This window comes from Cupriavidus taiwanensis LMG 19424, from assembly GCF_000069785.1.
Classification (GTDB): domain Bacteria; phylum Pseudomonadota; class Gammaproteobacteria; order Burkholderiales; family Burkholderiaceae; genus Cupriavidus; species Cupriavidus taiwanensis.
The window spans coordinates 1,579,861-1,597,527 of sequence record NC_010528.1; the positions used below are offsets into that span (position 1 = coordinate 1,579,861).

The 17,667-nt window shown below is 70.1% G+C and carries 13 protein-coding genes; all 13 read left to right on the forward strand.

Going from position 1 to position 17,667, the window contains the following annotated elements; genetic code table 11:
* The first annotated feature begins 193 nt into the window (after positions 1-193).
* The gene (locus RALTA_RS07295) at positions 194-979 is read left to right on the forward strand and encodes a hypothetical protein (RefSeq protein ID WP_012352793.1); all 786 of its coding nucleotides are present in this window, start codon (positions 194-196) and stop codon (positions 977-979) included.
* An 88-nt stretch (positions 980-1,067) separates the two neighbouring features.
* On the forward strand, positions 1,068-2,177 hold the full coding sequence (locus tag RALTA_RS07300; RefSeq protein WP_240989986.1) for a BamA/TamA family outer membrane protein: 1,110 nt from the start codon (positions 1,068-1,070) through the stop codon (positions 2,175-2,177).
* 133 nt (positions 2,178-2,310) lie between these two features.
* Positions 2,311-3,543 (forward strand): formylglycine-generating enzyme family protein, encoded by a 1,233-nt coding sequence (locus tag RALTA_RS07305; protein ID WP_012352795.1) that lies wholly within the window; start codon positions 2,311-2,313, stop codon positions 3,541-3,543.
* A 57-nt stretch (positions 3,544-3,600) separates the two neighbouring features.
* Complete coding sequence (locus RALTA_RS07310; protein WP_012352796.1) at positions 3,601-4,683, forward strand: HAD family hydrolase; 1,083 nt, start codon at positions 3,601-3,603, stop codon at positions 4,681-4,683.
* A 52-nt stretch (positions 4,684-4,735) separates the two neighbouring features.
* Positions 4,736-6,493 carry an arylsulfatase gene (locus tag RALTA_RS07315; RefSeq protein WP_012352797.1) on the forward strand — a complete coding sequence of 586 codons (1,758 nt, stop codon included), beginning with the start codon at positions 4,736-4,738 and terminating at the stop codon, positions 6,491-6,493.
* Positions 6,494-6,562: 69 nt separating this feature from the next.
* The gene (locus tag RALTA_RS07320) at positions 6,563-9,211 is read left to right on the forward strand and encodes a fused MFS/spermidine synthase (RefSeq protein ID WP_041232130.1); all 2,649 of its coding nucleotides are present in this window, start codon (positions 6,563-6,565) and stop codon (positions 9,209-9,211) included.
* Positions 9,208-10,182, forward strand: coding sequence for an AAA family ATPase (locus tag RALTA_RS07325; RefSeq protein ID WP_012352799.1), 975 nt, complete (start codon positions 9,208-9,210; stop codon positions 10,180-10,182). The genes RALTA_RS07320 and RALTA_RS07325 overlap by 4 nt, the downstream gene beginning before the upstream one ends.
* Before the next feature lie 18 nt (positions 10,183-10,200).
* On the forward strand, positions 10,201-11,220 hold the full coding sequence (locus RALTA_RS07330; RefSeq protein ID WP_012352800.1) for a DUF58 domain-containing protein: 1,020 nt from the start codon (positions 10,201-10,203) through the stop codon (positions 11,218-11,220).
* A complete protein-coding gene (locus RALTA_RS07335) occupies positions 11,217-11,732 on the forward strand; it encodes a DUF4381 domain-containing protein (RefSeq protein ID WP_012352801.1) in 516 nt (171 codons plus the stop codon). The genes RALTA_RS07330 and RALTA_RS07335 overlap by 4 nt, the downstream gene beginning before the upstream one ends.
* Positions 11,719-12,798 carry a vWA domain-containing protein gene (locus tag RALTA_RS07340; RefSeq protein ID WP_012352802.1) on the forward strand — a complete coding sequence of 360 codons (1,080 nt, stop codon included), beginning with the start codon at positions 11,719-11,721 and terminating at the stop codon, positions 12,796-12,798. Before RALTA_RS07335 ends, RALTA_RS07340 begins: the two co-directional genes overlap by 14 nt.
* Positions 12,798-14,459 carry a VWA domain-containing protein gene (locus tag RALTA_RS07345; protein ID WP_012352803.1) on the forward strand — a complete coding sequence of 554 codons (1,662 nt, stop codon included), beginning with the start codon at positions 12,798-12,800 and terminating at the stop codon, positions 14,457-14,459. Before RALTA_RS07340 ends, RALTA_RS07345 begins: the two co-directional genes overlap by 1 nt.
* 11 nt (positions 14,460-14,470) lie before the next feature.
* Complete coding sequence (locus RALTA_RS07350; protein ID WP_012352804.1) at positions 14,471-15,850, forward strand: BatD family protein; 1,380 nt, start codon at positions 14,471-14,473, stop codon at positions 15,848-15,850.
* Between the two features lie 34 nt (positions 15,851-15,884).
* Positions 15,885-17,582, forward strand: coding sequence for an aspartate-alanine antiporter (aspT, locus tag RALTA_RS07355; protein ID WP_012352805.1), 1,698 nt, complete (start codon positions 15,885-15,887; stop codon positions 17,580-17,582).
* Positions 17,583-17,667: the final 85 nt, after the last annotated feature.

Here is a 17,667-nt window from a genome sequence, read left to right on the forward strand (position 1 = left end):
TGCATACTAGCAGCAAACCCCCGCGTCACTGTTGGCGCGAAAACACGCAAAAAAAGCACGCAAAAACTTTCATTACGGCATCGCAAATATTTACTTCACAAGGCCAAAGCCGCTCTGCCATGATGCTCTCGCCATATTTCAACGGCGATGGCAGCGGTCTCATTCAGCGTGGCGTCCGGGAGTCAATATATTCATGCAGAAGTCCAGGCGTGTTGCAGGGTGCGTGGCGGCGGTGGCGCCGGTGTTGGCCTTCGCTGCCGGCCCGTCGACCGACGACATGAATGCGTCGAACAATCCGCTGAGCCCGACCATTACCCTGAACCTGCAGGACCAGTACGTGGGGCGCTATTACGGGCTGGGCGACGAGGACGGCAATAGCGTGCTGCTGCGCGGCACGGTGCCGCACAAGCTGTTCGGGCTGCCGCAGATCGTCCGCTTCACCCTGCCGGTGGTCACCACGCCCGGCGTTGCGCCCGATGGCAGCAAGACCGGGCTGGGCGACCTGAACCTGTTCAACCTGGTGCTGGTGAAAGGGCTGGGCATGGAATGGGGCATCGGGCCACAGCTCACCATTCCCACCGCGTCCCGCGACCAGACCGGCACCGGCAAGTGGCAGGCCGGCCTGGCGGCGGTGGGCATCTCGCCGCAGCAATGGGGCCTGCTCGGCGGCCTGGTGACCTGGCAGCATTCCTTTGCCGGTGCGGGCGACCGCCCCACGCAAGACAACCTGACCGCGCAGCCGTTCGTGATCTACAACCTGCCGCAGGGCTGGTACCTGCGCAGCAGCGCGACCTGGAATTTCGATCTCAGGCGCGGCAGCTATTACATCCCGGTCGGCGTTGGCGCCGGCAAGATCTGGAAGATCGGCAAGGACACCTACAACCTGTTCGCCGAACCCCAATGGACGCTCAAGCATGATGGCAGCGGCGTACCCAAGTTCCAGGTGTTCATGGGGCTGAATATCCAGTTTCCGCTTTAGCGCGAGCGGCGACGCAAAGGCCCGACGCATGCCGATGATTCCTCGCGCCGTGACGAGACCCCTTGCCGCTCTGATGTTCGCACTGGCCATGTGCTGGTGCGGCGGCGCATGGGCGCAGGCCGACACGGCTGGCGACAAGAAGCCGCTGTCGTTCTTCGACCAGGAAGACGGCGCGCTAGACATGAGCGATTTCCTGCTCAACCACAGCGGCGCGCTGCCCGTGCCCACCATCATCACCGAGCCGGCGGTGGGTTACGGCGCGGGCCTCGGGCTATTGTTCTTCTCGCAGTCGATGGCTGACGCGGCCGCCAGTGCCAGGGCCAGCGGCAAGGGCCCGGCGCCGCCCAATATCACCGGCATTGGCGGCGCCTATACCGAAAACGGCACCTGGGGTGCGGGCGTGGCGCATTTCCATACCTGGGACGGCGACCGTTACCGCTATCTCGGCGCGCTGGCCAAGGTCGATGCCAACCTCGACTACTACGGCTTGCGCAACCAGCCGCTCGCCTATCAGCTGCGCGGGGTGTTCCTGGTCCAGCAACTGCTGGTGCGCATCGCCGACACCCGCTGGTACGTGGGCCCGCGCTATGTGTATTTCGATTCGACCGCGACCTTCAAATTTGGCGATGCCGGCGAGCTGGGCAGCTTCGACCGGACCCAGCGCATCGGCAAGGCCGGCCTGGTGATCGACTACGACTCGCGCGACAACATCTTCTACCCCAGCCGCGGCAGCTATGCCGAACTCGAGGCGCAGTTCGCGCGCGGCGGCTTCGGCAGTACCCAGTCGTTCAACATGTACAACGCACGCGGCTTTACCTGGCTGCCGCTGGCGCGCACCGTGATCCTGGGCCTGCGCGCCGATACACGCTTTTCCAGCGGCGACGTGCCGTTCTACGCGCAGCCGTACGTAGACCTGCGCGGCGTGCAGAAGGGGCGCTACCAGGACCGCAACGCGCTCGCGGCGGAAATGGAATTGCGCTGGGACGTGACGCCGCGCTGGTCGCTGCTGGGCTTCACCGGTGTCGGCAAGGCCTATGGGCGCTGGCACGATTTTGCCGATGCCGCCAACATCTACAGCGTCGGCGCGGGCTTTCGCTACATGATCGCGCGCAAGCTGGGGGTGTCGATCGGCGTGGATGTGGCGCACAGCAAGGGCCAGAACGCGTTCTATATCCAGGTGGGCAGTGCGTGGCGCTGAGGCGGCGTAAATCAGAAAAAACTTAATTCACTGTCCGCAGAAAGCCTAAAACGCTGACTTCTGATTGCCGAACCCATCTGAGATCATAGTTTTCACTGATCGGTGCAGTGTTTTGCATACAGAGACAATGGGAATGAGCGGACCACGTGACAGCGGCAATTCCGGTGCAGGCCCCGCGGCCCCGGCGGCCCGACGGCACGGCGGCAGGCGGGCGTGGCTGCTGGCGGGCCTGCTCGGCGTGGGGCTCGCGGCCGGCCTTGGCGGCAGCTACTGGTATCTGAAGGGACGGACCCCGGCCGCGCCCGCGATTGTCATCGGCGATGGCAAGAACGGCCCGGCCGGCATGGTGCGCGTGCCGGGCGGCGAATTCCTGATGGGCAGCGACAGCAAGATGGCGCAGCCCAATGAGAAACCGGCGCACAAGGTGCGCGTGCATGCGTTCTGGATGGACCAGCACCACGTCACCAACGGGGATTTCCGCAAGTTCGTCGAAGCCACCGGCTATGTCACCACCGCCGAGCGCGCGCCCGACTGGGAAACCCTGCGCGTGCAACTGCCGCCCGGCACGCCGCGCCCGCCCGACAGCGCCATGGTCGCGGGCGGCATGGTCTTCGTCGGCACGTCGCGCCCGGTGCCGCTGCAGGACTACTCGCGCTGGTGGCGCTATGTGCCTGGCGCCGACTGGCGCCATCCGAACGGCCCCGGCAGCTCGATCGAGGGCAAGGACAACCACCCGGTGGTGCAGGTCTCGTACGAAGACGCGCAGGCCTACGCCAGGTGGGTCGGCAAGCGGCTGCCGACCGAGGCCGAATGGGAGTTCGCCGCGCGCGGCGGACTGGAGCAGGCGACCTATGCCTGGGGCGAGCAGTTTGCGCCAGACGGCAGGCAGATGGCCAATGTCTGGCAAGGCCAGCAGAATCAGCCGTTTCCGGTGGTCAGCCCCAAGGCGGGCGGGGCGCTGGGCACCAGCCCGGTCGGCACCTTCCCGCCCAACGGCTACGGCCTTGCCGACATGACCGGCAATGCCTGGCAGTGGGTCGCGGACTGGTACCGCGCCGACCAGTTCCGGCGCGAGGCCGGCAAGGCCCAGCCGATCGAGAACCCGGTGGGCCCGCTGGCATCGTGGGATCCGTCCGAACCGGGGGTGCCGGTCAACGCGCCCAAGCGCGTCACGCGCGGCGGCTCGTTCCTGTGCAACGAGGATTTCTGCCTGAGCTACCGCCCCAGCGCACGGCGCGGCACCGATCCCTTCAACAGCATGTCGCACCTCGGCTTCCGCCTGGTGATGGACGAAAGCCGCTGGGCGGAAATGCAGCGGCGGCCGCCGGTTGCGATGGCCGGGCCCACCGGTCCCGCGGCGCACTGACACCCGCGCGGACCACGTTTCTTTGCCGCAGCACAACCCCCGACAGGAGCGAGCAGCATGACCATGGCAGCGCCTCCCGCAATCCTTGCCAGCTACACGCGCAAGGCCATCGCCGCGCTGTCGCTGGCCGGCCTGGCGCTGGCCGGTTGCTCGACCTCCGCCACTGCGCCCGCTGCGCAGGATGCGGCCGCGCAGTCGGCGCAGTCGGCGCAGACGGCACAGTTGGCGCTGCCGTCATGGCGCGACGGCGCGGCCCGGCAGGCACTGCTGAAATTCGTCGCCGACGTGACCCGTCCCGGCTCGCCCGCCTTCGTGCCGCCGGAAGAGCGCGTGGCCGTGTTCGACAACGACGGCACGCTGTGGAGCGAGCAGCCGCTGTACTTCCAGTTCTTCTTCCTGCTCGACCAGGTCCGCGCCGCGGCGCCGCAGCATCCGGAGTGGCGCAGCAACCCGGCCTTCAAGGCGCTGATGGCCAACGACCTGCAGGGTCTGATGCGCGACGAGAAGGCGCTGGCCACGCTGGTCGCCCAGGCCAACAGCGGCATGACCGTCGACGAGTACGACCGCACCATCCGCGACTGGCTGGCAAAGTCCCGGCATCCCAAATTGAACCGGCCTTACACCGAACTGGTGTACCAGCCGCAGCTCGAGCTGCTGTCCTACCTGCGCGCCAACGGCTTCAAGACCTACATCGTCTCGGGCGGCACCATCGACTTCATGCGGCCGTGGAGCCAGGCCATCTATGGCATCCCGCCCGAACAGGTGATCGGCTCCTCGCAGGCGGTGCGCTACCAGGTGCGCGACGGCAAGCCGGTGCTGGTGCGCGACCCCAAGCTGGATTTCATCGATGACGGGCCGGGCAAGCCGGTCGGCATCTACCGCCATATCGGCCGCCGGCCCATCCTCGCCGTGGGCAACTCCGACGGCGACCTGCAGATGCTGGAGTACACCACCGGCGGCGACGGTCCGCGCCTGGCCGTGCTGGTGCATCACGACGATGCCGAGCGCGAGTTTGCCTATGACAGGCAGTCCAGGGTGGGCAAGCTCGACAAGGCCCTGGACGCAGCCCGCGCCAGGGGCTGGACGGTGGTCAGCATGAAGCGGGACTGGCAGCAGGTCTATCCGGCCGGCAAGCCATGAGCGCGCGTATCACAGTAAACCGACCGTAGCGGTCAATGAACGGAGGCGGGAGATGCACCGAATCGAAGAAGGCATAGTCAGAGGACGGCGTTCCAGGCTGGTGGTGCTGGCCATGGCCGCCGCGGTAATCGCGGCGACAGGCTGCGACAAGAAGGAAACACCGCCGAAGGCGCAGCAGCCGGCTGCCCAGGCGCCCGCCGCCACCCCGGCGCCGGGCGCCGCCGCCCCGGTACCGGCGCGCGAAAATCCGCCGGTGGCCACCAGCGCTCCGGTTGCCGCGGCCTCCGCGCCCGCGCTGGCGGCGCCGGCGGCGTCCGGCAAGAAGCCGAACATCCTGGTGATCTTTGGCGATGACATCGGCCAGACCAACATCAGCGCCTACAGCCATGGCGTGGTGGGCTACCGCACGCCGAATATCGACCGCATCGCCCAGGAGGGCATGCTTTTCACCGACTACTACGGCGAGAACAGCTGCACGGCCGGCCGCTCCACCTTCATCACCGGTGAAGTCGGGTTGCGCACGGGCCTGCTGAAGGTCGGCATCCCGGGGGCGCCGGTCGGGCTGCAGGCGCAGAACGTGACCATTGCCCAAGCGCTGAAGCCGCTGGGATATGCCACCGGCCAGTTCGGCAAGAACCACCTGGGCGACCGCAACGAGTACCTCCCCACCGCGCATGGCTTCGACGAGTTCTTCGGCAACCTCTATCACCTGAATGCGGAGGAGGAACCCGAGCGCCCGTACTACCCGAAGAACGACCAGGCCTGGGTCAAGGCCAATGCGCCGCGGGGTGTGATCCGCTCTTTCGCCGACGGCAAGGTGGAAGACACCGGGCCGCTGAACCGCAAGCGCATGGAAACCATCGACGATGAAACCACGTCGGCGGCGGTCGCGTTCATGGACAAGCAGGTGAAGGCCGACAAGCCTTTCTTCGTGTGGATGAATACCACGCGCATGCATGTGTTCACCCACGTCCGCGAGTCGATGAAGGGGCAGAGCGGCATGCCCGGCAATGAATATGCCGACGGCATGATCGAGCACGACGGCCACGTCGGCAAGCTGCTCAAGGCGCTCGACGACCTGAAGGTGGCCGACAACACCATCGTGATCTACAGCACGGACAACGGACCGAACCAGTTCAGCTGGCCGGATGCCGCGACCACGCCGTTCCGCAGCGAGAAGGATACCAACTGGGAAGGCGCGTTCCGGGTGCCGGCGATTATCCGGTGGCCGGGCCGCATCAAGCCCAACACGGTGTCCACTACGATGATTTCCGGGCTCGACTGGTTCCCCACGCTGCTGGCCGCGGCCGGGGATGGCGATATCAAGGAGCGGCTGCTCAAGGGCACCAGCATCGGCGGGAAAACCTTCAAGGTACATCTCGATGGCTATAACTTCCTGCCATACCTGACCGGGCAGACCAATACCGGGCCGCGCCAGGACTTCTTCTACTTCAACGATGACGGGCAACTGGTGGCGATGCGCCACAACGACTGGAAGTTCGTGTTCTGCGAGCAGCGCCAGCCGGGCGGCTTCCAGGTCTGGGCCAACCCGTTCACCTGCCTGCGCGTGCCCAAGGCATTCAACCTGCGCATGGACCCCTATGAGCGGGCCGATACGGTTTCCGACCAGTACTATGACTGGACCGCGAAGAACGCCTACATGATCAGTTATGCGTCCTCGCGCGTGGCACCGTTCCTCCAGTCGTTCAAGGACTACCCACCCAGCCAGCGGCCGGCGAGCTTCACCATCGACCAGATGACCGAAGCGGTGATGTCGTCGATCGACAGGGGCGCGGCCGGCGGCAAGTAACCTCCGGCGTAACCGGCCAGCCGGCCTCCGATGCAGGGGCCGGCTGGCCCATTCCAGAGGGATCGCACCATGGTAGAAGCGCGCGCCGGCGCAGGCTCCGGCAAGGATAAGGTGCGGCATGCGACGGCCACCAACGGGCAGGGCGCCCGGGCCGCCGCGCAGGCAGGGCAGGACAAGCTGGCGTGGCAGGACGCCGTGCTGGTGCCTGCCCTGCTGCTTTTTGCCTCGGGCACCGCGGGGCTGGTTTTTCAGGTGCTGTGGATCCGGCAACTTGCGCTGGTGGTGGGCGTCGAAGTCCACGCTGTCACTACCGCCGTGAGCGCGTTTTTCGGTGGCCTGGCACTGGGCGGCTGGGCCTTCGGCCGCAGTGCCGACCGCCATGGTGATCCGCTGCGGCTGTATGCCCGGCTCGAGATCGCGGTGCTGCTACTGGGCATCGGCGCGACGCTGGCACTGGCCCGCGCCGCCGCGCCGTTTGCCTGGATGGAGGACCGGGTGGGCCTGCTGGCGTGGGCGTTGCCGTTCGTGCTGGTGATCCTGCCGGCGGCCGCGATGGGCGGCACGCTGCCGGTGCTGATGCGCGTGCTGGGCTCGCGCCCGGGCCGCGTTGGCACCCACGGCGGGCGGCTCTATGCCGCCAACACCGCCGGCGCGATCGCCGGCACGCTGCTGGCGGGCTTTGTGCTGGTGCCCGGGCTTGGCATCCTCGGCAGCGCCATGGCGGCGGGCGCGCTCAACGGCGTTGCGGCGCTGGCAGCGTGGCTGCTGGCGCGGCGGGCAACGAACCCGTCCGCTCCCGCCGGCGCTCATGCAGCGCAAGATGCCGCTGCCACCGGCGATGTCGCCAACGGCCGGCTCGCGCTGCTGCTGTATGCCGCCGCCGGCGGCATCGCGCTGGGCTATGAGGTGGTGTGGTCGCAGGCGATCGTCCAGTTTCTCAGCACCCGCACCTTCGCCTTCACCGTGGTGCTGGCCACCTACCTGGCGGGGCTGGCCATCGGCAGCGCGCTCGCCGCGCGCCATGCCGACCGCGTGCGCGATCCGTGGGGTGCCTTCGGTTTGCTGGTGGCGGCGGCCGGGCTGGTGGCGTTGCTGGAATTCGTGCTGCTGGGCGAATGGCTGCTGCGCGCACAGGGCAGCCTGTCGGCGTGGGTGCAGGCGCTGACCGCGAGCCCGTTGCTGGCGGCGTGCGCGAGATTTGCGCTGGCGGCGCTGACGGTGGTGTTCGTACCGACGCTGCTGCTCGGTGCGGCGTTCCCGTTCGTGCTGCGCGTCAGTGTCGACAGCCGGCGCATCGGCGCGGGCGTGGGCAGCGTGATCGCGCTCAACACGCTGGGCGGCATCGCCGGCACGGCGCTGGCCGGCTTCGTGCTGGTGCCTCACCTGGGGCTGGTGCGTACGCTGTCGCTGCTGGCGGTCGCGGCGGCGGTGGTCGGCGTGGTGGCGGTGGCGCTGGGCAGTGGGGTGCGGCCCGCGGCGCGCTGGGCGGTGCCGATGTTGGGTGTGCTGGCGGTGATCGCCGCTGCGCTGGCGCCGCCGGACCGCCTCGCCACGCTGCTGGCGCGGGCGCGCGGCGGCGAACTGGTGTTCTACGAGGAAGGGCGCGGCGCCACCGTGGCGGTGGTGGAGCAGGCCTCCGCCACCAACCGCTTCCGGCGCCTCTACATTCAGGGCGTGTCCAATTCCGGCGATGCCATGACCTCGCAGCGCTATATGCGGCTGCAGGCGCTGCTGCCGTTGATCGTGCACAACGGCACGCCGAAGTCTGCGCTGGTGATCGGCCTGGGCACCGGCATCACGGCCGGCGCGACGCTGGCGTGGCCAGGGCTGGAGCAGCGCGTGGTGGCGGAGTTGCTGCCGCCGGTCGCACGCGCGGTGCCCAGCTTCAAGGGGAATTTCGGCGTGGCCACCGACCCGCGCGTGGAGATCCGCCTGCGCGACGGCCGGCGCGAGCTGCTGCAGAGCCCGCAGCACTACGACCTGATCACGCTGGAGCCGCCGCCGCCGTCTGCCGTCGGCGTGGCCAACCTCTATTCGACCGATTTCTACCGCCTGGCCGCGGCGCGGCTGCAACCCGGGGGGCTGGTCGCGCAGTGGCTGCCGCTGCCGACGCAGAACGACGCCGATACGCGCATGCTGGTGCGCAGCTTCCTCGACGTGTTCCCGCACGCCACGCTGTGGACCACCGAGCTGCACGAGATGCTGCTGGTCGGTTCGATGTCGCCATTACCGCTGGATGTAGCGCAGATCCGCGCGCGCTTTGCGCAGCCCGGGGTCGCCGCGGCCCTGCAGGCGGTCGGCGTGCGCTCGGCCGCGGCGCTGCTGGCCACCTGGGTCACCGACCGGGCGGGGCTGGACTGGTATGCGGCCGACGCCCCACCCGTGACCGACGACCGCCCGCGCATCGAGTACGCCGGCTGGGTCCGCCCCGACGCCTTCCCGGAATCGTTGTCCAGGCTGCTGTCGCTGCAGAGCGAGCCGCCGCTGGCGGGCGCCGACGATGCCTTCTGGCGCGAACTGCGCCACGAGCGCGAGATCCTGCACACGTTCTACCACGCCGGTCTCGACGCCTACCGCGGCGACCGCGAGGCGTGGGCCAGCCATATCACGCAGGCCATGCGCGCCGATCCCGACAATCCCTACTATGCGTGGTTCGTCGGCGGCCAGGGCCGCCGCGCTCCGGCTGCATCACAGAACACCCCAAGGAACGCCCCATGAGCACACGCGACGACGTCCTGGCCCTGCAGCAGCGCATGGGCGAATCGATCGTGGGCCAGCAGCGCATGATCGAACGCCTGCTGCTGGGCCTGCTCGCCGACGGCCACCTGCTGGTCGAAGGCCTGCCGGGGCTGGCCAAGACCCGCGCCATCAAGATGCTGGCGCGCAACCTCGATGCGCGGCTGTCGCGGATCCAGTTCACGCCGGACCTGCTGCCGGCGGATATCACCGGGTCGGAGATTTATTTCACCGAAGGGGGCAAGGGCGAGTTCCGCTTCCAGGCCGGCCCGGTGTTCGCCAACCTGGTGCTGGCCGATGAAGTCAACCGCTCGCCGGCCAAGGTCCAGGCGGCGCTGCTGGAGGCGATGGAAGAGCGCCAGGTCACCGTCGGCGGCACCACGCACAAGCTCGAGCCGCTGTTCCTGGTGATGGCCACGCAGAATCCGATCGAGCAGGAGGGCACCTATCCGCTGCCCGAGGCGCAGATGGACCGCTTCCTGATGCATGTCAGCGTGGGCTATCCGGCGGCGCAGGCCGAGGCCGACATCGTCAGGCTGGCGCGCGCGGAAGAGGCGGGCGGCGCGGCCGGGGGCGCAAGCGCCGCGGTGCGGCTCGCGCCCGAGGCCATCTTCACCGCGCGCGCGGAGATCCACGGCATCCATGTCAGCGAGGCGGTGGAGCGCTATATCGTCGCGCTGGTGCAGGCCACGCGCGCGCCCAAGCCCGTGGACGACGACCTCGACAAGTGGATCCAGGTGGGCGTAAGCCCGCGCGGCTCGATCGGGCTGGACAAGGTGGCCCGCGCGCATGCGTGGCTGCACGGGCGCGACTTCGTCACGCCCGAGGACGTGCAGGCCGTGGTCGGCGATGTGTTCCGGCACCGGCTGATCCTGTCGTACGAGGCGCATGCCGCCGGCATCGGCGCCGATGCCGTGATCGAGCGCCTGGTGCAGCAGGTGGCGGTGGCCTGACCAACCGCGAAGGCACCCATGCGCCTGCCATTCCGCGCCATCGCCCGCGCTGCCCCGGCGGTGCACGCACCGTCGTCGCAGGCAGTGGCCGGTGTCAGCGTGGATGACGCGGCGCTGGCGCGGCTTGAGGTGGCTGCGCGCGACTTCCATTTCCTGCCGCGCCAGCCGGTGCACAGCGTGCTGGCCGGGCGCCATGCCTCGCGGGTGCGCGGGCGCGGCCTGGCTTTCGAGGAATTGCGCCTGTACTTGCCCGGCGACGATATCCGCAGCATGGACTGGCGCGTGACCGCGCGCACCGGCCGGCCCCATGTGCGCGTCTACACCGAGGAAAAAGACCGTCCGGTGCTGCTGGTGGTGGACCAGCGCATCAACATGTTCTTCGGCAGCCGGCGCGCGATGAAGTCGGTCAGCGCGGCCGAGGCCGCGGCGCTGGCCGCGTGGCGCGTGCTGGCCGAGGGCGACCGCGTCGGCGGCGTGGTGCTGGGGGATGACCGTATCGAAGCGTTTGCCCCACGCCGCAGCCGCGACGCCGTGCAGCAGCTGCTGGGCGGCATCGCGCGCTTCAACCAGGCCCTGCGCGCCGATGCGCCGGCGCGCCGCGCCGCGGGGCAGCTGAACGCGGCGCTGGAGCGCACCGCGCGCATGGCGCGCCACGATTGCCTGGTCATCGTGGTCAGCGATTTCGACGGCCATGACACCCGCACCCGCGACCTGATGCTGGCACTCGCGACGCACAACGATGTGCTGACCATCCTGGTCCACGACCCGTTCCTCGGTGCGCTGCCAGGCTCCGGACAGCTGGTGGTCAGCGATGGCGAACTGCAGGTCGAGCTGGGCTTCGGTCACGCAGCCACGCGGCGCGGCATCGCCGAATTTGCCGATGCGCGCGCCAGGTCGCTGCTGGACTGGCACCATGCCATGGGCGTGCCGCTGCTGCCGCTGTCCGCCGCCGAGGAGACCGCGCCGCAGTTGCGGCGGCTGCTGGGCCGGCCGCTGCAGCAGGCGCCGGTGCGGCAACGCACGGGGGCGGCGCGATGAGCCTCACGCACAGCGCCGCCCCGGCAACCCTGGCAACGCTGGCCGATCTCGCCGTGCCGCCGCTGCCTTCGTGGATGCCGCAGACCATCGGCTGGCCGATCGCCGGGGGCTTGCTGCTGCTGGCGCTGGCGTGGGCGGCCTGGCGCGCCTGGCGGCGCTATCGCGCCAACCGCTACCGGCGCGAGGCGCTGGCGGAACTGGCGGCGCTGCCGCTGGATCCGGACCCCGCACACCGTGCCGAGGCCTTGCGCGCGATGGCGGCGCTGCTCAAGCGCACCGCGCTGGCGGCATGGCCGCGCGCGCAGGTGGCCAGCCTGGCCGGCGCCGGCTGGGCCGAATTCCTGCGGGCGCATGCGGGACGGGCCCAGGATGTCGCGCCGCAGCTTGCGGCCCTGGTGCAGGACGCCGAGTACCGCGGCGACGCCGCGCTGGCGCAATGGCCCGACACCGAGGTGCGCGCCGTCGCCGCGGCATGCCGGCGCTGGATCGCGCAGCACCATGTACCAGTTTGAATACCCCTGGCTCTTCGCGCTGCTGCCACTGCCCGTGCTGCTGTGGTGGTGGCTGCCGCCGTACCGCGAGGAAAGCCCGTCGGTGCGCCTGCCGTTCTTCGGCGAGGTGGCCAGCGCCGCGGGGCTGACGCCGGCCGCCGGCGCCGTGGTGCCGCGCCGCAACCGGCTGCAATGGGTGCTGGCGCCGCTGGCATGGGCGCTGGTGGTGACGGCGCTGGCGCGGCCGCAGTTCCTGGAAGCGCCGATCGAGAAGATGCAGCCGGCACGCGACCTGCTGATCGCGCTGGACCTGTCCCAGTCGATGGATACACGCGATTTCCGCGACCCGGCTGGCGCGCTGATTCCGCGTGTGCAGGCGGTGCGCCAGGTCGTGAGCGGCTTCGTGGCGAGGCGGCCGGGCGACCGCATCGGCCTGATCGTGTTCGGCGACGCCCCGTATCCGCTGGCCCCGTTCACGCTGGATCACCGGCTGGTGCAGACGCTGATCGCCGACCTGCTGCCCGGCATGGCTGGCCCGAGCACAGCGCTGGGCGATGCCATCGGGCTCGGTATCAAGATGTTCGAGCATAGCGAGGCGCCGGAGAAAGTGCTGATCGTACTGACCGACGGCAACGACACCGCCAGCCGGATGCCGCCGGAGCGCGCCGGGGGCATCGCCAAAGAACGCAAGGTAGTGGTGCATACCATCGGTATTGGCGATCCCAACGCCTCGGGCGAGGAGAAGGTCGATCTCGACGTGCTGCAGAAGCTGGCGGCGCAGACCGGTGGGCGCTATTTCTTCGGCGCCGACCAGGCCGGCCTTGAGACCATCTACGCGACGTTGGACCAGATCACGCCGCACAACCAGAAGACGCTGTCGTGGCGGCCACGGCGCGAGCTGTTCATGTGGCCGCTGGGCGCGGCGCTGGCGCTGGTGCTGGGTTACCAGCTGCTGATGTTCGGCTATTCGGCGTGGCTGGCGCGGCCGCGTCGGCGCCAGGCGGCAGGGAAAGACGAAGCACCGGATGCCGCCGAAGCGTCAGACCCGCCAGGCGCCATGGCCGATGCCACCGGGGGAGGGCGCTGATGCCGGCCTGGCTGGAGACGCTCTCCCACTTCCATTTCCTGCGCCCGTGGTGGCTGCTCGGGCTGATGCCGGCCGTGCTGCTGGTGTGGGCAGTGCGGCGCCGCGGCGATGTGCGGCGGCGCTGGCGCGAGACCATCGCGCCGCACCTGCTCGACGCGCTGATGCTGGGCGAACGCCGCCGCCTGGCGCTGCGCCCGGTGCACCTGACCGCGCTGCTGCTGGCGCTGGGCGCGGTGGCGCTGGCGGGCCCGAGCTGGCGCCAGGAGCGCCCGCCGTTCCTCGACGACAAGGCGCCGCTGGCGATCGCCGTGGACCTGTCCCCCAGCATGGACGCGGTCGACGTCACGCCCACGCGGCTGGAGCGCGCCAAGCTCAAGATCAAGGCGCTGCTGGCGCGCCGCGACGGCGGCCGCACCGCCCTCTATGCCTATGCCGGCTCGACCCACCTGGTGCTGCCGCTGACCGACGACGCCAGCCTGCTGCAGACCTTCGCCGATGCGCTGCAGACGCGCATCATGCCGGTGCCCGGGCGCGACATGGCCCAGGCGCTGCGCGTGATCGACGCCGACCTGAAACGCGAGCCGGTGCCGGGCACCATCCTGTTCCTGACCGACGCCGTCGACCCGGCCGCCGCGGCGGCGTTCCGCGCCCAGGCCGGCAGCGGCCGCAGCCAGCCGGTGGTGTTGGCGCTGGGCACTGCGCAGGGCGGGCCGCTGCGCAATGCCGCTGGGGGCTTCGTCGAGCAGGACGGCGCGCGCATATTTGCGCGGCTCGATGTGAAAGCGCTGGAGCGCTTTGGCCATGAAGGCGGCGTGCCGGTGGCGACCTTCACGCCGGACAGCGACGACGACGTGGCCTGGGTGCAGCGCCACGTGCAGTCGCATCTCGAACGAATGCAGGCCGGGGACCGCACACGTTGGAAGGACGAGGGCTGGTGGCTCGTGGCGCCGATCGCGCTGCTGGCGATGCTGTGGTTCCGCAAGGGCTGGACCGTGCGCTGGAGCGCGGGCCTGCTGCTGGCGCTGGCGCTGGCCACGCCGCCCGAGGCGCGCGCGCAGTCATCCGCGTCAGCCACGCAAGGCAGCGCGGTACGCCCATGGCGCTTTGTCGACCTGTGGCTGACGCACGACCAGCAAGGCCGGCGCGCCTTCGAACAGGGCGACTTTGCGCGCGCCGCGACGCTGTTCGACGACCCGATGTGGCGCGGCATCGCCCAGTATCGCGCCGGCCAGTACGCGCAGGCGGTGCAGAGCTTCGCGCGGGTCGATTCCGCGCAGGCCGACTACAACCAGGGCAATGCGCTGGCGCGGCAAGGCCAGTACCAGCAGGCCGCGGCGCGCTACCGCCAGGCGCTCAGGCGCCAGCCGCAGTGGCCGGCGGCAGCCGCCAATCTGGCGCTGATGGAAAAGCTGCTGGCGCAGCAATTGCCGAAGGACAAGCCGGATTCCGACGACGGCGAAGAGCCGCCCGACCTGCCGCCGGACCAGGTCAAGTACGACGCCGCGAAGCCGTCGGCGCCGGGCGGCAAGTCGCTGCAGGTAGTGCTGACGCAGGACGCCGAGATGTGGATGCGCGCGATCCAGACCACGCCGACCGACCTGCTGCAGCGCAAGTTCGCGTTGCAGCACGGCCAGGCCGCGCCCGGACAAGGCTCGCGATGACGCGCCGGCCCATGTCCCTGGGCGCGTGGCAGCGGCGCATCGCGCCGCTGGTCCTGCTGCTGGCGGCGTGGCTGTGGCCGTGGCTGGCGCAGGCAGCCGCCGGGCCCGTCGTGCGCGTGGAAGTCGGCGCGCGGCAGCCGGTGCTGGTGGGCCAGCAGGTTGCCATCGACGTCACCATCCTCGCGCCCAACTATTTCCTGTCAGCGCCGCAGTTCCCGGCACTCGAGGTTCCGGGGGCGGTGGTCACCTTGCCGGATGCGCGCGCCGTGAATTCCACCGAGACCATCGACGGCGTGGCCTATGCGGGCATCCGCAAGACCTATGCCTTCACCGCCGAGCAGGATGGCGATTTCCAGCTGCCGGCCGCGACCGTACGTGTGACCTACGCCGGCGACGACGGCGCGCCGCGCGAGGGCAGCGTCACCTTGCCGGTCACCACGATCCGGGCCGGCACGGGCGGCAAAAGCACCGCGGCGGCGGGCGCTGCCGCCGGCCGGCGCTTGCTGCCGGTGGCGCGGCTCAGCGTGACGCAGACGCTGGACCACAACCCCGACCACGGCGTGGTCCGGCTGCATGCGGGCGATGCGCTGGTGCGCACCGTCACCACCTTCGCGCCGCAGACCCGGGCGATGATGATCGTGCCGCCGCCGGCCGCGGCGCCGCGCGGCGTGCGCATGTTCCGCGCGGATGCGCGGCTGTCCGACCAGGCACAAGATCAGGCGAGGGGGCCGGGCGGCACGCGTATCGATACGCTGACCTATGTGTTCGAGCGGCCCGGCAGCTATACGCTGCCCCCGGTCACGGTTGACTGGGTCGATCCCGCCACGCGCCAGCCGGCCAGCTCCGAAGCGCCGGCGGTGAAGGTCGAGGTGGCCGCCGCGCGCAACGCCGGGGCGCTTGCGCCGGACGGGCCATCGGCCGGCGCGCTGCCGGGCGAGGGCGGCCTGCCGTGGCGCACGCTGCTGTGGGCCGCGGGCGCGCTGCTCGGCGCGGCCGTGCTGGCGCTGCTGTGGCGGCGGCTGCGGCCGCGCCTGGCGCGCCTGCGGCAACGGCGCGCCGGGCGCCGCCGCGCCCGCGCAGATGGCGCCGATGCGCGGCTGGCGGCCACGCTGCGGGCTTGCCGCGCGGGCGATGCGGCCGCCGCCAGCCTGGCGCTGGGCGGCTGGACCCGCACCGCCCACGGCACCACGCCCGCGGCCTGGGCCGAAGCCGCCGGTGATGCCGCACTGGCCGATGCCGTCACCGGCCTGCAACGCCATCTCTACGGGGCGGCGCCAGTGCCGTCCGCCTGGGACGGCAACCCGCTCGCCCAGGCGCTGGGCCGCTACGCCACACCCGCCCCGCGGCGCGGGCACCAGCCCGCGCCGGCGCTGCCACCGCTCAATCCCTGAGCCCGCCGCTTCCACGAACCCAACCCGCGCCCCCATGACCTGTAACGTTGACTTCCTTGCCGCCAACCCGTTGCTGGTGCTGTTCATCACTGTCGGACTGGGCTACTTCGTCGGCAAGGCGCGGGTCGGGCCGATCCAGCTGGGCGGCGTGTGCGGCACGCTGATCGTGGCGCTATTCATGGGGCAGACCGGCTGCCAGATGCATGGCGAGCTGAAGGACATGGCTTTCGCCCTGTTCATCTTCGCCATGGGCTATTCCGGCGGGCCGCAGTTTTTTGCCAACCTGAACCGCTCGAGCCTGCGCTATATGGTGCTGCCGGTGGTGGAGGCGGTGGTCGTGCTGGCGATCGCACTGGGCGCGGCGGCCTGGCTGGGCTTCGATCCGGGCACCGCCGCCGGGCTGGCGGCCGGCGCCGCGACCGAGTCGGCGGTGGTCGGCACCGCCGCCGAAGCGCTCAAGCACCTGGGCCTGGATGCCGCCACCGTGGGCCGCTACGAGGCCAATATCGCCACCGCGTATACGCTGACCTACCTGGTCGGGCTGATCAGCATCGTGTTCTTCACCAGCCAGATTGCGCCGGCCCTGCTCGGCATCGACCTGCGCAAGGCCGCGCGCGAGGTCGCGGCGCGCATGGAGGCCGCGTCCGACGACGACGTGGCCACCCAGCCGGCGCTGCCGCGGCTGATCGGGCGCGCCTACGCGGTGCAGCAGGCCGCGGGCATGACCGTCAGCCAGCTGCAGCACCAGGTCGGCGGCCGGGCCTCGGTGGTCAAGGTGCTGCGCGGCGGGGCCAGCATCGAGCTGGGCGATGACGACGCCGTGCAGCCCGGCGATATCCTGGCGATGGTCGGCATCCGCAGCAACCTGCTGAAGGCCGCCACGCTGATCGGGCCCGAAGTGCTGTTGCCCGAGGCGCACACCGAAGCCATCCAGCTGGTGGAAAAGCATGTGGTGGTGAACAAGCGCCGGGTCAACGGCAAGACCCTCGGCGAGCTGGCACGCCTGGCCGGGGCACGGCGCCTGCGCGAGGTGTGGGTGCTGGAAGTGCGGCGCTCGGGCCTGTCGCTGCCGATCACGCGCTCGACGCCGCTGCAGCTGGGCGACGTGATCACCATCGTCGGGCTGGAGCCCTCGCTGTCAGAGGCCATCGCGGGCATCGGCGTGGAGGCCAAGGCCTCCGAGGTGACGGACCTGGTGTTCCTGTGCGTGGGCATCCTGGCCGGCCTGCTGGTGGGCACGCTGAGCGTGAGCCTGGGCGGCATGCACATCTCGCTGGGCAGCGGCGGCGGGGCGCTGCTGAGCGGGCTGGTGTTCGGCTGGGCCCAGTCGCGCAAACCGTCGCTCGGCACCTTTCCGGCGTCGGCGGTGCAGATCCTGAAGGATTTGGGGCTGGCGGTGTTCGTCGCCTGTGTCGGACTGTCCGCCGGGCCGGATGCGATCACGCTGATCCGCGAGCACGGTGCGGTGCTGCCGCTGATCGGGCTGGCGGTGTCGCTGGGGCCGGCGTGCCTGTCGCTGTGGATCGGGCACAAGCTGCTCAGGATCGAGGGCCCGCTGCTGGTCGGCGCGATCGCCGGCCAGCATGTCAGCACCCCGGCGATCAGCGCCATCCTGGCCGCCAGCCAGAGTTCGGTGCCGCTGCTGGGCTACACCATCACCTACGCCATCGCCAACGTGATGCTGCCGGTGCTGGGGCCGATCATCATCTCGCTGGCCTATCGCTTCACCTGATCGCCGGCTGGCCGGGGCGCCGGCAAGGTGCCTGACGGACCATTTCTTTGCCGTTCGCGCCGCGCCGTCCTACAACTGGAGTGTG